Annotated in this window: 21 protein-coding genes and 1 pseudogene; 1 reads left to right on the top strand and 21 read right to left on the bottom strand. The window is 40.3% G+C overall.

Translation table 11 applies throughout. The annotated features are described in order from the left end of the window. Positions 1-285: 285 nt before the first annotated feature. The 8 genes and pseudogenes from NST58_RS09950 to NST58_RS09915 form a co-directional block, all read right to left on the bottom strand. Positions 286-639, bottom strand: a complete 354-nt coding sequence (locus NST58_RS09950; RefSeq protein WP_081388431.1) for a hypothetical protein — start codon at positions 637-639, stop codon at positions 286-288. After that, a pseudogene (locus NST58_RS09945) lies at positions 639-1018 on the bottom strand (zincin-like metallopeptidase toxin domain-containing protein). Before NST58_RS09945 ends, NST58_RS09950 begins: the two are co-directional and overlap by 1 nt. A 48-nt stretch (positions 1019-1066) precedes the next feature. Further along, entirely contained in the window at positions 1067-1771 is a 705-nt protein-coding gene (locus NST58_RS09940; protein WP_339247553.1) for a hypothetical protein, read from the bottom strand. A 332-nt stretch (positions 1772-2103) separates the two neighbouring features. Continuing rightward, positions 2104-2382 (bottom strand): hypothetical protein, encoded by a 279-nt coding sequence (locus tag NST58_RS09935; protein WP_076305698.1) that lies wholly within the window; start codon positions 2380-2382, stop codon positions 2104-2106. Positions 2383-3596: 1214 nt separating this feature from the next. After that, complete coding sequence (locus tag NST58_RS09930) at positions 3597-4010, bottom strand: hypothetical protein (RefSeq protein WP_076305700.1); 414 nt, start codon at positions 4008-4010, stop codon at positions 3597-3599. A 29-nt stretch (positions 4011-4039) separates the two neighbouring features. Next, on the bottom strand, positions 4040-4459 hold the full coding sequence (locus NST58_RS09925; protein WP_076301170.1) for an EndoU domain-containing protein: 420 nt from the start codon (positions 4457-4459) through the stop codon (positions 4040-4042). 107 nt (positions 4460-4566) lie between these two features. Next, the gene (locus NST58_RS09920) at positions 4567-5811 is read right to left on the bottom strand and encodes an IS110 family transposase (protein ID WP_339247551.1); all 1245 of its coding nucleotides are present in this window, start codon (positions 5809-5811) and stop codon (positions 4567-4569) included. A 123-nt stretch (positions 5812-5934) separates the two neighbouring features. Next, a complete protein-coding gene (locus tag NST58_RS09915) occupies positions 5935-6711 on the bottom strand; it encodes a recombinase family protein (RefSeq protein ID WP_076305701.1) in 777 nt (258 codons plus the stop codon). A gap of 175 nt (positions 6712-6886) precedes the next feature. Here NST58_RS09915 and NST58_RS09910 point away from each other — a divergent pair, with 175 nt between their 5' ends. After that, positions 6887-7093: a helix-turn-helix transcriptional regulator gene (locus NST58_RS09910; RefSeq protein ID WP_076220189.1), complete on the top strand. Its 207-nt coding sequence runs from the start codon at positions 6887-6889 to the stop codon at positions 7091-7093. On the opposite strand, the gene NST58_RS09905 is transcribed toward NST58_RS09910, so the two are convergent. The 13 genes from NST58_RS09905 to NST58_RS09845 all read right to left on the bottom strand — a co-directional run bounded on the left by NST58_RS09905 (position 7056) and on the right by NST58_RS09845 (position 21852). After that, positions 7056-7916: a replication initiation factor family protein gene (locus NST58_RS09905; protein ID WP_339247548.1), complete on the bottom strand. Its 861-nt coding sequence runs from the start codon at positions 7914-7916 to the stop codon at positions 7056-7058. The two genes, NST58_RS09910 and NST58_RS09905, sit on opposite strands and share 38 nt — an antisense overlap. Before the next feature lie 567 nt (positions 7917-8483). Then, positions 8484-8999, bottom strand: a complete 516-nt coding sequence (locus NST58_RS09900; RefSeq protein WP_179087561.1) for a SecY-interacting protein Syd — start codon at positions 8997-8999, stop codon at positions 8484-8486. Between the two features lie 30 nt (positions 9000-9029). After that, the gene (locus tag NST58_RS09895) at positions 9030-11147 is read right to left on the bottom strand and encodes a hypothetical protein (protein WP_339247545.1); all 2118 of its coding nucleotides are present in this window, start codon (positions 11145-11147) and stop codon (positions 9030-9032) included. 415 nt (positions 11148-11562) lie between these two features. Then, positions 11563-11751, bottom strand: a complete 189-nt coding sequence (locus tag NST58_RS09890) for an SMI1/KNR4 family protein (RefSeq protein ID WP_305953719.1) — start codon at positions 11749-11751, stop codon at positions 11563-11565. Positions 11752-11792: 41 nt separating this feature from the next. Further along, positions 11793-12026 carry an SMI1/KNR4 family protein gene (locus tag NST58_RS09885; protein ID WP_305953720.1) on the bottom strand — a complete coding sequence of 78 codons (234 nt, stop codon included), beginning with the start codon at positions 12024-12026 and terminating at the stop codon, positions 11793-11795. Between the two features lie 667 nt (positions 12027-12693). Continuing rightward, positions 12694-13182, bottom strand: a complete 489-nt coding sequence (locus NST58_RS09880; RefSeq protein ID WP_076220186.1) for a SitI3 family protein — start codon at positions 13180-13182, stop codon at positions 12694-12696. 15 nt (positions 13183-13197) lie between these two features. Then, complete coding sequence (locus tag NST58_RS09875; protein WP_339190291.1) at positions 13198-14208, bottom strand: hypothetical protein; 1011 nt, start codon at positions 14206-14208, stop codon at positions 13198-13200. Positions 14209-14828: 620 nt separating this feature from the next. After that, entirely contained in the window at positions 14829-15014 is a 186-nt protein-coding gene (locus tag NST58_RS09870; RefSeq protein WP_076305736.1) for a hypothetical protein, read from the bottom strand. Between the two features lie 283 nt (positions 15015-15297). After that, positions 15298-15654 carry a hypothetical protein gene (locus NST58_RS09865; protein ID WP_076305735.1) on the bottom strand — a complete coding sequence of 119 codons (357 nt, stop codon included), beginning with the start codon at positions 15652-15654 and terminating at the stop codon, positions 15298-15300. A gap of 264 nt (positions 15655-15918) precedes the next feature. Next, positions 15919-16170 carry a hypothetical protein gene (locus tag NST58_RS09860; RefSeq protein WP_076305734.1) on the bottom strand — a complete coding sequence of 84 codons (252 nt, stop codon included), beginning with the start codon at positions 16168-16170 and terminating at the stop codon, positions 15919-15921. A 2-nt stretch (positions 16171-16172) separates the two neighbouring features. Then, positions 16173-18230 (bottom strand): hypothetical protein, encoded by a 2058-nt coding sequence (locus NST58_RS09855; protein ID WP_339247537.1) that lies wholly within the window; start codon positions 18228-18230, stop codon positions 16173-16175. Between the two features lie 108 nt (positions 18231-18338). Beyond that, on the bottom strand, positions 18339-18635 hold the full coding sequence (locus NST58_RS09850) for a WXG100 family type VII secretion target (protein ID WP_076104587.1): 297 nt from the start codon (positions 18633-18635) through the stop codon (positions 18339-18341). Positions 18636-18831: 196 nt separating this feature from the next. Continuing rightward, the gene (locus tag NST58_RS09845; RefSeq protein WP_339247535.1) at positions 18832-21852 is read right to left on the bottom strand and encodes a DUF5704 domain-containing protein; all 3021 of its coding nucleotides are present in this window, start codon (positions 21850-21852) and stop codon (positions 18832-18834) included. Between the last annotated feature and the right edge of the window lie 40 nt (positions 21853-21892).

Here is a 21892-nt window from a genome sequence, read left to right as displayed (position 1 = left end):
ACTCCTTTGAAATCTTTATTTGTGAGGGATATTGGATGGACCCGCAAGCTACGACACCGGAAAATGAATATAAAAAAACAAGCCAATCATGGTGGTATCTGACCATAATCGACCTGTTCTATGTAACGCTTTAGTGTTAATTAGGTTATAAAATCTCAAGCATTATTGTGCGTACACACGAAATAGTAAAAATCTTTATATAGGTAATATATGAGATATATGTGTCATTGTTCGAATGATGGATTGAGTCGGCAAATGATTGATTCCCCTCGAGTTTAGACTCTTTTACTCATCATGATCTTCATCAAAGATAGCTTCAAACTCTTCATTGCTATAATTTCTATCGCTTGGTATATGATAACGTTGAGGTATCCCATTATGATCTAGCACATGATCAACAGCACTGTCTTCATCAGAAACCACGAAAGTAATTTCGTCATCACCTTCATAATCTTTAGGAGTTATATCCGCCAAAACAAGCCACACACAACCCTTAATTCTATAAAACTCATTATAAAATCTAACAGACTTTTCTATATCATCATGTATAACTCCATACAGTTTAAACTTATCCTTATAATCTCGAGCTATCTCCAAAGCTTGGTTAGCTGTTAGATTAGTATTTATTCTTTCTTGCATTATTCATCAAATCCTTTCCAATTCGATAAAGGCCATTGTCCGTTCCTTAGTTTGAATATATATCTTTGTGCTTCATATATTTCTTCAATACTAAATTCACCTTTATTTTTCATAATTTCTCTATAAACATACTCTTCCTTTATCAAAGTCGATAATTTCATATAATTTTCTTTTCCAAGTTCTCCAAAGTGCTTAGCGTGATAAGATTCATGAACTACACATAAGTAAGAAGCCTCAGGTCTTAATACGATCTGTCCAGTATTTGGATTGAAACCTCCCACAGCCTTTTCAGGTAGAAAGTTCCCTTCTTATCCATAATAACTTTTATATTATTTAAATTCATTTCGCTTTTAAACTTCTTTATGTCTCTGATACTCATAATTCTTAATCCATCAGTGGTTAATTTATTTTGTCCACTAACATGAATTTATTCCCATAATTTAAAATCAATAGTCTCTTGCACTAGATCTATTTCTTTTGGAAGCTTTGGCTTTAGCAATCCGCCTTCTGTGGATAATAAAGATTTTTCTGCCGGACCATACAACAACGTTACCATTCCCAGACTATTGAGCCAATGATCCGCTGACCATGCTTCGTCTGGATTAAATGCTCCTTTCGCCATCTCCACTGTCCCCAGTGTTAACCAATCCGCAAACTTCTCCTTTGAATCAAACATATGCTCTGATCGATCTTTGGCTGCTTCATATATCCCGACCGGAATATCTCCTGTTATCCCTAATGTTAACCAGTTGAAAAAGTCATAGGGGGAGTCTGTCGCTTTATCCGCACGAGTTCTTAATGTCCCTACAAAACCCGTTCCAATCTCTTTAAAACTGTCTATCGATTTATAAAAGGCATTTTTAGAATCCTCGGGTTTTGCTTGTTCCTCCGTTTTATTCTTTCTAAACAGATTATAGGAATCCAGTTGGGCGACTGATGAAGTCAATTTCATAACATCTCCCCAAGCCTTTCCACCTTGGTTTGTCATCACATGTACACCCAAACTTACTCCAGTAGCAATCATCTGTTCCATGGTGGTTTGAATGCCTTCCAGTTGGCCTTTTGCCCAGGCTCCCTTCTCCCCTTTTTCCATTGCCGTCCGTAGTAGCAACTTATACGTTTCATTCTGCACTAGTGGTATGCTTCTACTGGTAATCGACGGATCATAATCACATGCCTTAATGGTTCCTAAAATACTTTGCGGACGGTTAAGGCTTGTCTTTCATCCACTTGGATGTACTTCTGACGTTTCTTTGCCTTGTAGCCAAAGGTGGCTCTCCTTCCGGTATAGCCGCCCTGCTCCGCCTTCTTGTACCAGATATGCCGTAACTTAATATCAGCTTGAACGAACTTCTTGTATTGGAAGTTGACTAACCTTAGCGGATAAAATGGCACAGGGGAGAGTTATCGCTTCCTGCCATTTCTCTGACGCTACTTCATTCAGGTCAATAACATCCTGAGTTTTCATTTGTCCCTGAATTTGCTTACGGTAATAAGGGATCGTATTCTGCGGCAGAGATTAACCTTGCTGAATCTCCTGAACAAGTTACCCACCTTCGGGGTGAACTGGGACAAGTTCGTCAGCACAGCACATAGATACTTGCTGTTAAACTTAGGTGGATATTGAACCAATGAAGCAAGCGATTCCTTCCCCTTCGGAGCATATACAATCTCCATCCTCATTTGCTCCCCCTTGATTCCCTGCCGCCCAGTCTCCATCAACTGACGCTTCTTGTCATACACCCGACAATAGCCATCCTCCTGTCGCTGATGCTTGCCGTTATAATATCGGGTTCCTTTGAACAGTGTAGCTTGGGTTTTAGTTGTTCAGTACAAGTCAAATGAGCACACAGGTAAAGTCTGTTGAATTGGGGTGGAAATTGTACGATAGCTTCAAGTGGTCTCTTCTCGTCTGGTACATAAACAATTTCAAACCTCGTTAACTCTCCCTCTATAACCTTTCCATACCGTTGTATCAGTTGACGTTTCTTGTCGTAAACTCGACTGTATCCAGCCACTTGCCTTTGATGCTTCTTGTTAGAGTATCGAGTTCCTTTCCATTGATGTATATTCCTCCCTGTAAGCGATAAAGTAAACAATTCTGATATGGGTAACGGTATGTCAAAGGCTACATCACATCGAACAAACAAGATGGCCGTGGCGCAGTCCTTTAATGGCTTAAGCCAAGAATAGAAATGAATCAGACTATCAGGGTGACACTCGATTCTTAACGTGTTCTTTCTTGACTTTGGAACGAAGGTCAATTGATACGAGATATGCAGGTAATGCTCATCATCTCTTACATGTAAATGATACTTGAATCCCTTCTCCATTAATCGAAGTTTAGCATTCAAATACTCACAAAGACGTAATAGAAAAGGATTAAAGAAATCCCAGTATACATCTGTAAACTCTACTACAATACGGTCAATTGAAACTTGTACTCCTTCCATGTTCAGCCCCCAAACCGAAATTATTTAACGAATTTCGGACTATATTAGAGGGCAAGGTGGCTAGCCTAAAACATATCCTCACCTGCATATGTTGACTGGTCGTCACCAGATTGTATTTACAAGATAGCTATCGTAACGACGATCAGTAAAGTTGCGGTCAACATCCTACTTTTTACTGCCCCCTCACTATCAGTAGTCATTCTATCTATCGTGCTCGTTGCGATCTATGTTTCACCACCCATTAGCAAAGTAATCAGATGTAATTGATTTGGAAAACCGAGAGAAAACGAAGATAACAAAAAACAGGTCAATCATGGTGGTATCTGACCATAATCGACCTGTTCAATGTAACGCAATAGCGTTATTTAGGTTATACTTTTAAAGCATCTGATGTGCGTACAAATAAAGTGGTGAAATCTTTATACGGGTATTACATGGGTTAAATGTGTTATTGATTAAATAATGGATTCTTTCGGCACTGGGTAGCCCCCACCAATAATATCGTCAGCTTTGTATCTTCTCCAGAAAAGCTTCAAATACTTTTTTTGTCGCGTCCCCCGAATTTGGGATTAACTCATAAATCCTCTGTAGAATTGAAGGATTTTTTAATATCCGTTTTTTGCTTTCAGTACTAGTAAAACTTCTTAGTGCATCAATACATATTTCGAATAACTCTTCATCTTCAGTACTTAGCAGTTTTAACAACATATTCAATTCATCCATGCTAGATTCATTATGCAAACAATATGCTAATTTTCTTTGCCACTCTATTGGCTTATTTAACACTCCGTTTGATAATTCTTCCCAATCCCGTGGGGAGAATTTTAACAGCATCGCCTGTGCAATTGAAAAACCTTCATCATACCAATAATCATCTGAGAAATATCCTGAAAGATAGTCATCAAATTCTGTAAACATTAAAAAACTCCTTTGGATCAGATTACAAGTTAAGGTGCTGTAAAACCACTTAGAAGTTGTGTAGCTCCCCCACCTGTTGGATAGCCCGATACAACATTGTCACCTATTTTAATAACTTCAACTTGAACACCATTAACAGTTCCTCTATGAAGAGTTGCACCATCCGAGGCACGAACTCCAATGGATGCTGTATTACCAGTATCTTTTATACCATTAATAATTTGCGAATCACTCCATGAATCCGGGAATAAAGTGCTCGTTTTAATATTAGATAAATTACCATCAGGAAATTGAGTAGTAAACTTAACTTTTCTTGTTCCATCTGCATTAACTGTTATTTCTTGAACTGCATAATTAGGATTTACATTGTTGATTTGCGGAGAATGACCACCGATCAACTCATTCTTCGTAGGAAGTTTTCTTTGCCCATCTAATATTTTCTTTTCCATTTCTGAACTAATTACAGAAGAACGAACATTTCCCGTCCCCTAAGTAGTAATCTTAAACTCTACAAAAGGAAAAGATGATAACTGCTTTACCAATTACCACCATTATATCATCCTGCTTTTAGTTCCGTTAGAGGACTCGCCGCCCTGTATTCGGTTTTGTTCTTCATCATGCTGTATATGATGTTCACAAGCCTTCTCATAACGCATATGAGGGCTTGTTTCTTCGTCTTACCTTCTGCTAGCTTCCGTTGATAGAACTCGTAGAACAAGGGATTACGCTGTCTCTTGTTCTTCCCTTTGGCTACTTGTATTTGCTGTACGGCAAGGTTGTGGAAGATACTGTTCAGAACTCTATTACCTTGACCGCTTGCTTGGTCTTTGCCTTTGCCGCCCGAACTAAAGCGAATTGGAGCGATTCCGGCAAATCGGGCTAGCTTATCAGCATTGGAGAAGCGGTGAATGTCTCCAATCTCAGCGACTAGTTCTGCCGCTGTAACCACATTAATACCATCCATCGACTCTAGCTTGTAGTCGGTTTGAGCTAATACATGACAAAGCTGTTCCTCTGTCTGCTTGATTAGTTCTCTGCTTCTCCGCATGTCATGAACCATGTTAACGACTAGGAAGTCTCTGTATTCTTGAAAATTCCTCTTCGTCTCCCCATCCTGCCTAACCAGTTCAAGTATTTCTTCTGCCTTACGGGTAGAACAAGTATTGTTACTCGCTTTACGTAAATGCTCCGCTAGTTCTTCGACCCCCACCGTTAATGCTTGATGAGGTGCAAGATACTTCTCCCAGAAAGCAAGGGTGGCTTTACCATCTATGTCACAGAAGAACTTCTTATAAGACGGATAGTGATAGCTTAGTTGTAGGTGCATTTGATTCTTTAAGCCACTGGCATGCTTAACGATAGAATTACGTCTTGCAACCATTTGCCCGATTGTCCAATAAATGTCCTGTGGATTTGCATCTGGTAATTCATCTAGCCTTGCAAGCAACACTTTGGCGATGCAGAACGCATCCCAACTATCTCTCTTTTGAGTAGTCGCATTGCTCATTCGTTCATTGTAGGATAAAGCAGAATTGACTTCTTTAACGACTTGCTTGTTTTCGACTAAGTGAACGGCTAAGGATCTACCATTGCCGCCCGTATCTTCTAACCCATACACAGGGGTCAAGCCTTTTGTACATTGCTTCTTAACGAACTTCATCAATTCATCGAAGGCTGTTGGCTTGTTCTCAATCTGGATTTCGCCTAGTTTATCGTTCCAACAATTGACGATAACCGCTGTATGGTGAGCTTTATGTAAATCCAAACCAACATAAATATGTTTCTGCTTGTAATGTGTCAAAAGGATTCACCTCTGTATACGGATTCTGTCGTGACTTGGGTAAAGAATAGGGGCAACCTCAATGTGAGCGTTAACCTTTCGGTTCGCAATGGGACGCAAGCCTCTCTATTCCATGCCTAATTGTCACAATATAGCTTCATGTAAACCAATGGCTTCTATATCTCCATAGCGGTATGTTCCGCTATAAAAATCTCGTTTGTCTAAGATTCGTTTCACTTGTACTTTCGTAAATAAACTGCCTTGTTGAGTTGTAAAGCCTTCTTCATTCAATGATTCTGCTATTCGAGTCAAAGTCCATGTTGGATGCTGTTCTTTTAATTCAAACACTCTACGGACAATTTGTGCTTGCTTCTCATCTATTTGGATGCACTTCTGACCTTTCTTTGCCTTGTAGCCAAATGTTGCTCTTCCACCTGCATAGCCACCCTCTTGGGCTTTCTGGTTACGACCTCTGCCTAGTTTCAACGCAATCTCCAATCGTTGGTACTGGTCAAGCAATTCCATCAGACCATTTATCAGAAAGTCATTCGGGTCTTTCTTGTGGATACTGTATGTCGGTTGTTCAATACTCCGAACATCAACTCCATGCTTCTTAAACTCTCGATGTACCAATACTTTCACGATGTCAGACCGCCATAAACGGCTTGTGTTGAGAACGATAACTGTATCAATAGATTGAGTGGATAGGGCATTCAACATGCTCTGAAAGCCAATTCTATCCACCTCAAGCGCATCTTCATTGACTTTAGCCCCACTGATACCTTCATCGCTATATATGTTCTTCAAGTTCCATCCTTGCTCCTGACAATAAGAGCGGATTTCATCTTGTTGGTACGCTAAACTGTAGCCATCTTTGGCTTGACCTTGTGTAGAAACTCTTACATAACCGATGACATTCATGCTGTTTCCTCCCCCACCGTTACAGAAATCAGGATTATTGTAACGCTAATACGATACAATCACATTATATATCGCATTACCGTTGCAGTAAATAGGGTTACAATGATATATTCAAAGAAATACTTAGAATAACATCGTAACGGTAATGCGATGCATATTGGTGGAGGGAAAATAAATGCCTATTCGAGTACGATTACAAGCCATATTGGATGAACGGGGGATGTCTCAACGGGAATTAGCTCGTTTAATGAACATCCGCCCAAACACGATAAGTCATCTCTGCTCCGATAATGTTAACTCGGCTTACTTCGATACATTGGAACAGATATGCCGAACTCTTAACATCAACCTGCATGACTTACTTGTACTGGAAGATGATTAATCTGACCACATAGAACCGCACATGGAAGTGTTATGGCTTCCTTCCACTGTGCCGCTGCTACCTCATCGAAATTCAATGTAGGTCGCTCTCGCATTTCCTCTACAATCAACCTTCGGTAATAGCCCAACACATCCTTTTGTTGCAGTTCTCCGCTCATTAGCCCACTCACTCTTTCCCGTTGTTTGGGCTTTAAATGTTCTGGATGAGTCAGATGGGTGCACAGATAAAACCTGTTGAACTTGGGCGGAAACTGTATGATAGCTTCAAGTGGTATCTTCTCATCAGGTGCATATACAATTTCGAACCTCGTTAACTCCCCCTCGATGACCTTTCTATGCCGACTCATCAACTGACACTTCTTATCGTAAACTCTGCTATAACCTGCTACTTGTCTTTGATGCTTTTTATTGGAGTAGCGAGTACCTTGCCAAGTGTGCATATTCCGCCCTGTAAGTGATAAAGTGAACAACTCTGATATAGGTAACGGAATGTCAAACGCCACATCACATCGTACAAAAAGGATTTCTCTGGCGTAATCCTTTATTGGCTTTAGCCATGAATAGAAATGAACTAAACTATCGGGATGGCACTCAATTCTTAGCGTATTCTTTCTTGACTTAGGAACAAAGGTAAGTTGATAGGAGATGTGTAGGTAATGCCCACTATCTCTGACATGTAAATGATACTTAAACCCCTTTTCTTTCAAACGAAGGTTAGCATTTAAATACTCTCGAAGACGTAATTGAAAAGGATTAAAGAAATCCCAATATACATCCGTAAACTCTACTACAATACGGTCAATTGAAACTTGTACCCCTTCCATGTTCAGCCCCCAACCGAAATTTTTTAACGAATTTCGGACTATATTAGAGGGCAAGGTGGCTAGCCTTACAACGTTGCCTTACCTGTATATGTTGACTGGTCGTCACCAGATTTCTTTCCTGTACCGTAATCATCGTTGCAAGTGTCAGTTACGTTGCGGACAGCGTCCTATTTTTTTCATAACACCTTTACTATAGTTGTCGTGCTATCCATCTTGAAAGTTGTGATTCATGTCTTTCTCACCCTCACTATCGTTATATGGTAATCTACAGTTGCTAGTAAATTTTGAAAAAACCGCAAGATAACAAAGGTAACAAAAAACAGGTCAATCATGGTGGTATCTGACCATAATCGACCTGTTTTTTGTAACGCTTTAGCGATAATTAGGTTATACTTTTCGAGCATTACTGTGCGTACAAGCGAATTGAAGAAATCTTTATTGTGGTATTACAAGGGTTAAGTATGTTACTGGTTGAATAAAGAATTCATTCGGCACTGGGTAGTCCCCACATGATACATTAGAGGAATGGAAATTCTACGTCATCACAAAGAGTTCTATCCAATGATATTATCTTTTTAGCCGTAAACTAGTAATTAATAGCTCAATACTCTCTGAAATCACTTCGAATGAATTTCTTTCGAAGTCCTCGAGTTTCACAGAACCATCTTCGTTGTCAACCACTACGTTAAGCCCGTTGCCTTCTATCCCTAATGGAATATTCTCAAGTTTGTTGTCGTGGTTATTCTTGTATCCTTTAAGCGTGTTACTATAAGAATCAATATCTGCCTTTTGTAGTACCGATTCTAGTTTTATATAATGGTCTTTAATAAATCCATCTAAATCGGCAAAATAATATGAATTAAAATATTCTATAACAGACGGATGAATCCTGACACCTAAGTCCTCTTCTAGTGAATTGAAATCATAAAAGTCTTTTTCGACAGGTTGCCATGAGATGTACTCATCCTCGTCAACCTCCCCAATGTAAATAAGAGATTCAACATCTTCATCGAATGGTGTTTTAAATAAAAAGTCCAATCCTTCCTCAGCAATTTCTTTCCTTAATGAAAAATATTGATTCATAGCTTCCTTTATAGACAAACATATCACCCTCTACTTGTTTAAGAATTTTTCTAGTAATTCAGCATATTGGCTATCACTACCCCAAATTCCTGCTTCTTTTTCAGCATTGTGTATTCCACCTGACCCAGGATGTAATTTTGATGGTACTGCAACAGCTTGACCACCGCCCCCAATATGATGGTGAATAAGAGTGTCATTATTCAGTTCTTTAATATTAAACTGTGGGAAGTGTTCTCTGAACTGCTTATCATTAATTGGTGAAAAACCTAATTCAATTTTTTGTTTATTGGCTTTACTTATACTTTCAGGATATTTTTCCATTACCTCTTTCCAGTAATAATCTTTATCTCGTAACCATCCTTCTGAATTTGTACCATTCTTTCCCTTACCTACATATGGCATTTCCACTGTCAATTTAGGGTCAGCGGCATATTTAGCCTCGAGTTTACTTAGATCAGCATTCCGATATGTTCTAATTGGATGGTCAACATTACCCATCCCCTCAACCGCCTTCACTTCTACATCCTTTATTGAATGGTTACTGTCACCCTTCCCTTCCATCTTCTCTCTTAAAATCCGGTCCATTTCATTCTTAAAATTGATTTGCATCGGGGTCTGTGGAAGTGCCGGCGTATCTATATCTAGATTATTTATCTTGAATTGAAAACCTTCATTTGTGCTAAATGCCGGCAACGGTTTTTGTACCTCAATACCTTTTACAGAATCTAACCCTTTTGGAGGCTTTAGACCTCCGCCTCCTGTAGGAAGCAAAGATTTTTCTGCCGGACCATACAACAACGTTACCATTCCCAGACTATTGAGCCAATGATCCGCTGACCATGCTTCGTCTGGATTAAATGCTCCTTTCGCCATCTCCACTGTTCCCAGTGTTAACCAATCCGCAAACTTCTCCTTTGAATCAAACATATGCTCTGATCGATCTTTGGCTGCTTCATATATCCCGACCGGAATATCTCCTGTTATCCCTAATGTTAACCAGTTAAAAAAGTCATAGGGGGAGTCTGTCGCCTTATCCGCACGAGTTCTTAATGTCCCTACAAAACCCGTTCCAATCTCTTTAAAACTGTCTATCGATTTATAAAAGGCATTTTTAGAATCCTCGGGTTTTGCTTGTTCCTCCGTTTTATTCTTTCTAAACAGATTATAGGAATCCAGTTGGGCGACTGATGAAGTCAATTTTATAACATCTCCCCAAGCCTTTCCACCTTGGTTTGTCATCACGTGTACACCCAAACTTACTCCAGTAGCAATCATCTGTTCCATGGTGGTTTGAACGCCTTCCAGTTGCCCTTTTGCCCAGGCTCCCTTCTCCCCTTTTTCCATTGCCGTCCGTAGTAGCAACTGATACGTTTCATTCTGCACTAGTGGTATGCTTCTACTGGTAATCGACGGATCATAATCACATGCCTTAACCGCTGGTTTCTTAAAATAAGTGCTTAGATCCTTACCCGCCTGGTACTGGACCTCGTCTATACCCAAGGATTTCAGCTTCTTGCGTGCGTCTTCCGCTAGCTTATGCATTGCGTCCATTTGAGTCTGATTTCCAAACGCCTGATATACCTCATAGGCTGTCTGCGCCTTCGCGATCTGATCCCGCGCCAGGTAGATATCCTTCAGTTTACTTTGCGCGGCTATAGAGTCGATCGTTCCCAATCCTGACTTTTTAACAGTTGCCTCGAGCTTCTGCACCATAGGATCACTATTCAACTCATCCCAACCCATCAGAGTAGCAATTGAGGTGATCAGATTCGTGACCGCTTTCTGAGCCGTCGTCGGAATAGAAGACTGCCCAATTGCACTTCCGCTCCCAAACCTTTCGAACATCCCCCCAAGAACACCGAGCTGCTGAAAAAGTTGATTTGCCTGCCGCTTATTCTCATCCTGTGCGCCTTGAACACCTTTTATCGCGCCTCGAATGATGTCTTCCAATTTTTCCGCTTCTACCGTCAGTTCGTTGATAAGCGTCTGAGCTCGTATCAAATCTGAACCCAGCGGAATCCCACCCCAGTTATTGGTCTGACCTCTCAGCTGCAAGTACAGCCGGTTAGTATCTTGGCTTACCAGTCTTATTTTCGTCTGCAGGCGCTCGACTTCATCTTCTTTAAATACCATTTTGTCCAATGCCATTTATGACCTCCAGTTCTTACACTTAGACCATCCAATGCACTACTTTTTTCGACCCCTCAGGTCTTTATGTACTACTTCATATTTAAAAACTTAAGTATTTGGAGCGCACACCTAACCTATATATCGGCGTAACTTCCCATTATTTTACTTTAAATCCTTTCTTTTTTATTTTTTAATTCTAATCACTGCTGTACGAATAAGTAGACAGCAAAAAAACAGGTTGATTATAGTAGTAGCTCCCTATAATCACCTGTTAACTGAACGCTATAGCGTTATTTACGTTATACTTTTCGAGCATTACTGCACGAACAAACGAAATGCCTAAATCTTTATAGAAGTATTACATGGGTTTTATGTGTTGTTACTGGTTAAATCATAGGTTTATTCGACACTTCTTGATAGCCCTTCATGCTTTCTATTCAGATAACATTGTTAGAAATCCCTCGAAACTGTCTGCCACATGATAGCTGATTGGATCAAGTTCACCAGAATTTTCATGATCCCACACACAAACCTTTGGATTATTTCTAGATTCACAAAAATCTAAACATAGAAAATCACCAGCAAATAGAATCGCTATTGGTAAAATATCAACTCCAATCAAATCCTCATTATCGGTAAGCCTATCTTCAATTTGAGTTAGTGTTACATCAATATCATATGATTATCTCTGGGTGTTTTTAATAAGCATAGAAATCTGTCTATAGCATAGTCATGATTATTACATTTAAAACTACTATTTATTGGTCTACCACCGTTATTCACTTCTAAAAATGAAACAAAATCATTTGGTAACTTAATTCTCCAGAATCCTTCTTTTCTTCTAAACAGATCTTCCGTTGGTAAGGGTAGTATTATTGTGTTTGGATCAACCTTCATTTTATCCCCCCTCAATTTTCACTTTATGATTATGATTGAAATAAAGGTTTTAATTCAATTAAAAGATTCACTTGTCTTTGGGTATCCTCAGCCCGAAACGTCTCCTTACCTGTCTATGTCAACTGGTCGTCACCAGATTTGTTTATTCACGACAACCATCCCGGCAAGTAGTCCATTCGTTGTTCGTTGTGGACAATATGCAGATAAGTCCTGACAACATTAATAGTCGGGCTAACTACTCCAAAAGATGCTTTGCCTTTTCATCCTCTCTATCGGGGCGGCGCATTTTACAGTTGCGTAAATTTTGAAAAACCGCAAGAAAACGAAGACAACAAAAAACAGGCCAATCATGGTGGTATCTGACCATAATCGACCTGTTTTATGTAACGGAATAGCGTTATTTGGGTGATAAAATTAAAGCATTTATGTGCGTACAAACGAAATGGCGAAATCTTTATACGGGTATTATATGGGTTATATGTGTTATTGGTTGAATGATGGGTTCATTCGGCAATGGGTGGGGTCTGTACCAAATAGCCGCCGCGACAGTGCCATGAGCAAAAAACTGCCACAACACGGGCGGCTAGCTCGCATTGTGGCAGTTTACATGGGTTATAAGTGTTATTGGTTGATTGATGAATTCATTCGGTAAGGGGTAGTGCCTTCTTTATTCTAAAAAGCTCCCCTCATAATAACTATATCTATGTCCCTTAAGAATTTCAGTAAAACAACCATTATCCCAGACATGTGATGAATTATCCAAATATACATGTCCTTTGGTAAAGAAAGATAATTCATTATCACCATTCGATAAAAATAAAGCATTTAAATTATTGTTTTTCATCAAATTGAACACTAGAGATAGCACAAACTTAATGGATTCATCATTGTATAAATTGTTTATAAAGCGAATACTTAATGTACTTTCATACACAAACTCACTTCTCAAAAACTGAGTGTCATAAGCGTTATACGGATATTCGCCAGACTCCGTTAAGTAAACAGTCAAACCAAGTGATTTTTCAAATTGACTAATTCTAATTCCTTTTGGAAAGTCTATTGCATCAATATCTGTATAGCCCATTGATACAAGTTCTTGCAATAAACAGGATTCAGATATTTTTTGTTCTGTTTTGAGAGAATACTCAATAGCCACTTGACCACTCCTTTATTATGGTAATAGATGAATAGCATTACCGCTACCATCAATTGCAATTAATTCTTTTAGTCCAGTAATCGGCCAATCTGCTAATTGTTTCTTCAATGCGTTCATATCACCTGTCCAATCAGAGAGATTTAAAACAACTCTATCTGTCTGACCTGCTTCTACCTTAGCTTGTATACTTGAACCTATATTTCTTGGAGAGGTTTTTGGTTTTGGAGAGTAACAGTCAAAAATTTCTCCCTCAATCCTATAGTCTGGATTTTTTATTGTACTCGGTACATTCGGATTTTGCTCTACGTGGTATCCATTTTTAGCCAAAATCTCTGCGGCTTCATTTTCACGTTCCAAAGCTCGTATGTTATCTGGGTCTGGATCGTTGTAATTCACCTTAGTTTTAGTACCAGAGGGACTCGCATTGGGATCAAGAATACCACTAGGATTTGTTCTACCACCCGAACCTCCATTACCCGTCCCCTCAACCGCCTTCACTTCTACATCCTTTATTGAATGATTACTGTCACCCTTCCCTTCCATCTTCTCTCTTAAAATCCGGTCCATTTCATTCTTAAAATTGATTTGCATCGGGGTCTGTGGAAGTGCCGGCGTATCTATATCTAGATTATTTATCTTGAATTGAAAACCTTCATTTGTGCTAAATGCCGGCAACGGTTTTTGTACCTCAATACCTTTTACAGAATCTAACCCTTTTGGAGGCTTTAGACCTCCGCCTCCTGTAGGAAGCAAAGATTTTTCTACCGGACCATACAACAACGTTACCATTCCCAGACTATTGAGCCAATGATCCGCTGACCATGCTTCGTCTGGATTAAATGCTCCTTTCGCCATTTCCACTGTTCCCAGTGTTAACCAATCCGCAAACTTCTCTTTTGAATCAAACATATGCTCTGATCGATCTTTGGCTGCTTCATATATCCCGACCGGAATATCTCCTGTTATCCCTAATGTTAACCAGTTAAAAAAGTCATAGGGGGAGTCTGTCGCCTTATCCGCATCCAAGAACACCGAACTGCTGATTGCTCCTTTCTAATTTCTACTCTCTGCCCCTCTGCTGCTGCTGCAACTGAAATACTTCCTATTTGAGTGATAACGATTAGTTATCACAGGTTATCAGTATTAGCTCTGCTATAGTTTCGATCTCGTAAATCACCAGTTCCCATAAGAACTCTTCATGTTTCGTCATTATGCTATTTTCTCCTGTGGCTTTCGTATTTGTTTGCTCTCGTGGTTCCGTCCTACTGCGGTAAAATCTCTTTGGTTGTATGAACTCATTTGCCGCCTGTTCCGAACTCTCTTTCTTACTTATGGCTTGCTTCTAATGCTTTCGGGTTTAGTTGCGCCATTCGTCTAGCCCTCCATCTTTAAATCCATCTTCGTTTACCGGCTTAATAATTTCCTCTAATGGTTCAATTTCTTTTATAAACTTCCTACTCAACTCTATTCTCCTCCAATTCTGTCAACTTTGTTCGTTATCATTCCAATACTGTTCCGTTTCCCGTATTTTCCCCTTTGCTCGGGTTACCATTAATACAGCTTCTCGTTCTGTTTCTTCCAGTTCCATTTATTGACGAGCTAACACATTTTTCATTTTGCTGGACATTCCCCCATAATCTAGATTCTTAACTTTCCAAGCTAACTATGCGATGAAGAATTTCCAATCTGGGCTGTTCGTCCTTCTGATCTGCTAGATGGTTATAATAATTAGCCTGTTCCAGTAGCTTACTTATTTCTGTTGCTACTTGCGGATCGGAACTGCTAGAGTATCTCAACTCACCTGATGCCGTAACTCTCGTGCTTTCTGGCATTAACCTCTCATTTCCTTTACGATTGCCTGATACACTGCTTGTGCCTGAGTAATAAAACGCAGTTTTGTTTTGTTTCCTACTGCCTGTACTTGTTTTGCCATTTTCTCATTTCTCCTTTGATTTTGATTTTGAGCATGTAAAAAAGCTCATTCCTACTCATAAAACAAGTTGGAAAGAGCTTTGAAAGTTTATCAAGTGTTTGAATCAGTTAGTGTTTGGTTTGTATTGTACGATCTGGTTGTTGGAATTGTAAACTCCAATCTTACAATTCTAAACATATTCCCTAAGCTTTATAAGATTCTGATTTAATAAAATTATCCACTAAAAATTTATCAGACTCACTAAGTCCCTCAAAAAGCTCGTTAAACTTAATCTTTGCATCCTTATGACTTAAAAGGGATAGTGTAGCTATTGCAATATGTCCGAATTGCCATGGTCCAATAAACTTACTATCTGTTAGGAGTTTTCCTAGTTCAGCAAGCCTCTCTACAATTCCTATATCACAGTAATTTCTCTCAATCAATTTAAACGTTGCCATAGCAACAACCCTTAAATTCTTAGCTTCCAAGCATACTATTAAATCTTCATTTTTTATTGTATCAGCCTTAATTTCTTCTGCTAATTCAACTATTGAGGCCATAATATATTCCCTTCATAAAATTTATTCGTCTATAGGACCATATCTATCAATAATATATTGCTGCTCAGCTTCAAAGTTCTTTTGAAGTTTTTCTGCAACATTATCCAGTCCTAACCTTTTAGCCTCTTCAATTTCAATAGTGTATGCTTTAATCTCATCGGCGATTCTCGCTTCCCAATTCTGGTTACTGGTTTAATAAAGAATTCACTCGGCACTGGGTAGCCCCCACAACTTGTAAAACCCTTCACTTGAAGACTAGGATAATCATGATTCAAATGCAGTTCTTTCTGGGAACTCCCCCCCCTCTCTAACCAAGCAAACCACCAGTCTTTGAGCAGCTCTATCAAAATAAAATTTGCTAGGAATACTAGGGTCAGGTATAGACTCTAACTCAGAAAACATCTTAGTTATCTTATTCAATTCAATTTTACCCATAACATCTTCATTTGGTCCAAATCTGTAAACAACTGATTCATCATCTTCTTGTTCTTTTAGAAGCAATACGTACGAAGCCAAATTTACTCCTCCTCAGGTGGATACCACGGACGACCAGAATCAACTGTTTTATCGTGTGCAGTCCTATAGTCTGTTTTAAAAATACCTTCAAATTTAGATTCAAAAAGTTCATGATTCAATAAGTCAATATCTTGTTGTTTAAATCTCCCTTTTTGAAGTCTATCCCATGCTTGTGCAATTTCATAATCTGCTTCAAAGCGTCCAACACCATGTTCTTTAATATGTTCTTTAAAAAATAAATGGTCTTTTATTCTTTGAATTCTATTCTCGGACATACCTGTATTTTTCGCAATACTCTGAACATCTACATTCGATTTCCTAAAGGATTCATACATTGCATCAGAAATATCAAGACGCTTTAGATATTCATCAACTGAAAGTTCTCTCCCACCTGTCTGAGCATTACCCGTCCCCTCAACCGCCTTCACTTCTACATCCTTTATTGAATGATTACTGTCACTTTTCCCTTCCATCTTCTCTCTTAAAATCCGGTCCATTTCATTCTTAAAATTGATTTGCATCGGGGTCTGTGGAAGTGCCGGCGTATCTATATCTAGATTATTTATCTTGAATTGAAAACCTTCATTTGTGCTAAATGCCGGCAACGGTTTTTGTACCTCAATACCTTTTACAGAATCTAACCCTTTTGGAGGCTTTAGACCTCCGCCTCCTGTAGGAAGCAAAGATTTTTCTACCGGACCATACAACAACGTTACCATTCCCAGACTATTGAGCCAATGATCCGCTGACCATGCTTCGTCTGGATCAAATGCTCCTTTCGCCATCTCCACTGTTCCCAGTGTTAACCAATCCGCAAACTTCTCCTTTGAATCAAACATATGCTCTGATCGATCTTTGGCTGCTTCATATATCCCGACCGGAATATCTCCTGTTATGCCTAATGTTAACCAGTTGAAAAAGTCATAGGGGGAGTCTGTCGCCTTATCCGCACGAGTTCTTAATGTCCCTACAAAACCCTTTCCAATTTCTTTAAAACTGTCTATTGATTTATAAAAGGCATTTTTAGAATCCTCGGGTTTTGCTTGTTCCTCCGTTTTATTCTTTCTAAACAGATTATAGGAATCCAGTTGGGCGACTGATGAAGTCAATTTTATAACATCTCCCCAAGCCTTTCCACCTTGGTTTGTCATCACGTGTACACCCAAACTTACTCCAGTAGCAATCATCTGTTCCATGGTGGTTTGAACGCCTTCCAGTTGCCCTTTTGCCCAGGCTCCCTTCTCCCCTTTTTCCATTGCCGTCCGTAGTAGCAACTGATACGTTTCATTCTGCACTAGTGGTATGCTTCTACTGGTAATCGACGGATCATAATCACATGCCTTAACCGCTGGTTTCTTAAAATAAGTGCTTAGATCCTTACCCGCCTGGTACTGGACCTCGTCTATACCCAAGGATTTCAGCTTCTTGCGTGCGTCTTCCGCTAACTTATGCATTGCGTCCATTTGAGTCTGATTTCCAAACGCCTGATATACCTCATAGGCTGTCTGCGCCTTCGCGATCTGATCCCGCGCCAGGTAGATATCCTTCAGTTTACTTTGCGCGGCTATGGAGTCGATCGTTTCCAATCCTGACTTTTTAACAGTTGCCTGGAGCTTCTGCACCATAGGATCACTATTCAACTCATCCCAACCCATCAGAGTAGCAATTGTGGTGATCAGATTCGTGACCGCTTTCTGAGCCGTCGTCGGAATTGAAGACTGCCCAATTGCACTTCCGCTCCCAAACCTTTCGAACATCCCCTCAAGAACACCGAGCTGCTGAAAAAGTTGATTTGCCTGCCGCTTATTCTCATCCTGTGCGCCTTGAACACCTTTTATCGCGCCTCGAATGATGTCTTCCAATTTTTCCGCTTCTACCGTCAGTTCGTTGATGATTATCTGCGCCTGCACCTGGTTTGATCCTAATGGGACGCCACTCCAGTTACTAGCTTGACCTTTGAACTGGAGGTACAGCCGGTTGGTGTCCTGGCTTACCTGTCTTATTTTCGTCTGCAGGCGCTCGACTTCATCTACGTTAAATGTAAGCTTCGTTGACGCCATGTGATTCCCCCTGCTTGCTTCTAATAAAATTAGCTATGCAGCACTCTGCATAGCTAATTGAATTCTTATGTATTAGAGCTCTTGCTGTCTAAATCATATTAAAGATTCCTAGAAACCTTTTTGAGAAGTCTTAATATCTCTAGATAATTGCGAATAACTCTTAGATACATTATTCATATGAGTTCCAATATCCTCAAGCGCTTTACCAAATGCATCGAAAGTTTTCTGCATACTTTTTACCTTTTCAGCAAAGTCTCTAGCTGCTGCATCCTCCCAAATACTATTCAGATTCGTTGCAGTCGTCATAATCTTTTTCATTAATGCATCGTACTCTAGTTTTTGTTTCAAAACTGTACTTGCCTGCCCTGCTAATCCTTCGTAACTCAATGTAACTTTTTCTGCCATTATTAACCTCTCCTTTAAATGATTTTTTATATAAAAATGAACTTAAAAAATACTTTTTAACACCCCAAAAGATCTTTCAAATTCATTATTATAGCTCCGGTTTCCTTTATATAATTATCGGTCTTCAATGATATAAAGTTTATATTTAAATCCATTTAAAGATAAATAAAACATTTAAGTTATTTTTTTCTAAAGTTTATTTTGCCTGCCCCTGATAATCATTTCGTACAGAGTAATCTGATTCAAACAGAATGATATCCCCAGAGGAAAAAGAGAACGTTTGCCCCATTTCATCTGTGCTCCCAGTCATCTGACCTTCAATCGCCCACATGTTAGCAATAGGTGCCTTGTAGCCTAAAATACGAGTGTCGGCATCCCCATTTTTAACCGTATAAATTTCGAAATTTACCAGGATATAGCCGCCAGTGATAAACTCCTGCTCATGCCCATCTAGTGCCCCTCCATAATGATTCGCCAGGGTGACAATGTCTGTTCCTTTAGGCAGGATGTAAGGGGCTATCGGCAGGTTGTATTCTCCGTACCAGTGTTGAACGCTCCGAACCGCCGCTATCGGATTCACTCCATTAGGGATATCGGTCGGACCTACTAAGGTTCTCGATTTATAAGGTAGAAGCTCTAGGTTATAGCCTGTAGCGATTTTAGTTTTGCGCTTTGTATATTGCTGATAGAACTTCAGCCAAGAGGTCTTTTCCCGCTCCGCCTCGGACAGTATGTAATTGTACTCATAGCTTGCTGCCGTCGATAATTCACCACTCGATATATTTCGCAAGCCATCCGCCAAGCGGTAGGTCCGAGAATAACTCAGCTTATCCTTGGAAGAGCCGACTCCGATCATTTTATTATTCGAACCGGAGATATCATAGTACAGATCGACAGGTGTCGCTGTACCTCCGTTTTTCGGAATAAAATAGAAGCTTGGCTCGATCCGGATACCCTCGCCCGGCTGCCACAGGTTCCCGATGGTCCGGAAGTCAAACAAGAAGGAATAGCCGTTATGCGGTACCGTCCGTTGCTCCGTAGGATGAGAACCCTTGCGGATCGGCAGCTGCCACTGTAGTTGTCCGCTTAAAGCGGTCGGTATGCCATTCTCATCATTCCCTCCCGTATAGTACATCGTGTTGCTATGCTCAAGTGTCCCCACGCCAGTTCGAAACACCTTTTCAAACCGAAAATCACCGATGTCCCAAATCCGAAAATCGAACAGTCGACCGACGACCCCAATATTAAAACTCTCCGAAGCGCAGTAATTCGTCAAATTACCGTTCAAGTTCTCCTCACAAAGATCCAATCCATCTGACGGGGCGTTTATAGCCCAAGACTGCGTATAAATGGTATAGTCGCCTTCATTCACCCAGGTTGGCATAGTAAAGGTCATGGACGGTGTTCCAACAGGGATGTAGATCCAGGTATTCTCTGGGTAATACTGGCTGCCTTGAAACACACCAAACGGAAATTGAATCCGCTTGTTTTTCGTGTATTTGGCATAATCCCGGTTGCCGTACCCAGGGATATTGAGATGCTGGCCACTCTCCGTAAAATGTATGGTGAACGGCCGATCCAAGATCAGCACCGCCCTAGTCATATCCAGTGTCATACGTTGATCGAATGGGCGGTTATCGTCTGGAAGTAGCGAGTAGTTGACGACCGGTGTGTGCACGGTAACGGAGTTAATCGGAGAGATCAAAAATTCCTGATCTCCGTTTCCCTCTACGTTCTCCGACAGCATTGTATAATAAATGGTACCCGTGCTGGTTGTATTCTGCCGATTGAGTAAACCGCTATTGATCATCAACTGGCCCTCGTAAAGCACCTCGTCTCCGATGATTTGCGGATCAGGAATCCTCCCTGGGGTAGGCCCGGTCTTGTTAGCAACGGTATCATCCATAATCGTTTCCCCGTTAAATACTAGTCGGTCATTCTGCACCTCAGGATCTTTGGTCTGCATTTCCGCAAGGTCTGTGAGCACGTCTGTATCCTCAACATCTTCAGGACCCGGTTCGTGGTCTCCACCATCTACCACTTCTGGCTTGAATTCTATCCCTCCCGTATCTTGGGGAACAACATGGTCTTCTACTTCTGTACTATTGGTAAGCTCAAGCGTCGGCGAACCATAATTATTAGGATATAGAGTGACTTCTCCTCCAGGCAGCGCATAGTTCTCCATCTGGGCACGATCGATTTGATAAACAGCTAACTGATCTACCTGCCAGTACGCATATTCTTTTGGAGTCAAGTCAAAGGTATAGGTCTTATCAAATTTCCCTGTTTTAGGAAGCGGAGCTTGAGGAATCGATGTTCCATTTGGTCCTGGAAGATTCGGCTGCGCTTCCTCCCACTTCGTCGGATATGTAACTTTAACACTGCAGGAATAACGAATCTGACCTGCCATATTGGCGAAGGTATGTTCAAACAAATAGTTCTTTCCCCACACATTGGAAAATAAATTCTCAGAGGTGGGGATTCCCACCGGTGCATCAAAATGGCGTCCATTTGCTGTATCATCACCTAGAATTGCCCCGTTCGCATCCGGTTCCATAAATGACGTTTGCGGAGCAGCGATCTTGTTTGGAGGATCAATAGTATACTTACATTCGCCTGAGCCTTCTCCCTCGGTGGGAGGGCTACCAACTTTTTTGTAACTGGCCACCATTTTGACTCCACCTACATAAACCTTAAAATTACGCTGAACTAAGCTGGGATCATTCGAAGCTTTGCTTTGAATATATAATTGATCGCTTGGCCTCAGAATCGGAGAAAGCCAAGATTGGTTAATTTGATATTCCTCTCCCTCGTATTGAACGGTCAGGGGAAAAGACTTTACAATGTTATAACCAGCCTTATAATTACCAATTAATTGATCGCTCACCACGATTCCGTTCGAAAGTTTAAGAATCATATTAACCGGATAATTTTCCCCCTGAAAGGGAACTGTGACATCGAAATATTGTCTCAAATCTTCTGGATGAGCCCAACTCTCTGCGTGTTTAATATCATACAACGTATGATAGGGTCCGGAAACTTGGATTGGGTTCGTTCTGGACCCCGTCACTACTCGCATTATGGCGCTAGCGTATAATGGAGTGCCTTCAGAGATGACTTGTTCCGCCTTAGCTTGTCCAATAGCAGCGAGCACTTCTGCTTTAGTCCATTCGAAGTTTGTAGTCACTATCCCATCTACAATAGTTTCTGATTTCACATGCCCTCCGCCATTATCTTGTAATTTAATACGTTGATTA

It is taken from the genome of Paenibacillus sp. FSL R10-2796 (assembly GCF_037965315.1).
Lineage (GTDB): Bacteria > Bacillota > Bacilli > Paenibacillales > Paenibacillaceae > Paenibacillus_AQ > Paenibacillus_AQ odorifer.
The sequence above is the reverse complement of the archived record's forward strand: the minus strand, read 5'-3'. Positions and strand labels throughout refer to the sequence as shown.

Bases quoted from the DNA above. Each gene is read 5' to 3' on its own strand.
- NST58_RS09950 (WP_081388431.1), bottom strand. From the start codon at position 639: ATGCAAGAAAGAATAAATACTAATCTAACAGCTAACCAAGCTTTGGAG.
- NST58_RS09930 (WP_076305700.1), bottom strand. From the start codon at position 4,010: ATGTTTACAGAATTTGATGACTATCTTTCAGGATATTTCTCAGATGAT.
- NST58_RS09925 (WP_076301170.1), bottom strand. From the start codon at position 4,459: ATGGAAAAGAAAATATTAGATGGGCAAAGAAAACTTCCTACGAAGAAT.
- NST58_RS09915 (WP_076305701.1), bottom strand. From the start codon at position 6,711: ATGAATGTCATCGGTTATGTAAGAGTTTCTACACAAGGTCAAGCCAAA.
- NST58_RS09910 (WP_076220189.1), top strand. From the start codon at position 6,887: ATGCCTATTCGAGTACGATTACAAGCCATATTGGATGAACGGGGGATG.
- NST58_RS09905 (WP_339247548.1), bottom strand. From the start codon at position 7,916: ATGGAAGGGGTACAAGTTTCAATTGACCGTATTGTAGTAGAGTTTACG.
- NST58_RS09900 (WP_179087561.1), bottom strand. From the start codon at position 8,999: ATGAATCAATATTTTTCATTAAGGAAAGAAATTGCTGAGGAAGGATTG.
- NST58_RS09895 (WP_339247545.1), bottom strand. From the start codon at position 11,147: ATGGCATTGGACAAAATGGTATTTAAAGAAGATGAAGTCGAGCGCCTG.
- NST58_RS09885 (WP_305953720.1), bottom strand. From the start codon at position 12,026: ATGAAGGTTGATCCAAACACAATAATACTACCCTTACCAACGGAAGAT.
- NST58_RS09870 (WP_076305736.1), bottom strand. From the start codon at position 15,014: ATGCCAGAAAGCACGAGAGTTACGGCATCAGGTGAGTTGAGATACTCT.
- NST58_RS09865 (WP_076305735.1), bottom strand. From the start codon at position 15,654: ATGGCCTCAATAGTTGAATTAGCAGAAGAAATTAAGGCTGATACAATA.
- NST58_RS09855 (WP_339247537.1), bottom strand. From the start codon at position 18,230: ATGGCGTCAACGAAGCTTACATTTAACGTAGATGAAGTCGAGCGCCTG.
- NST58_RS09850 (WP_076104587.1), bottom strand. From the start codon at position 18,635: ATGGCAGAAAAAGTTACATTGAGTTACGAAGGATTAGCAGGGCAGGCA.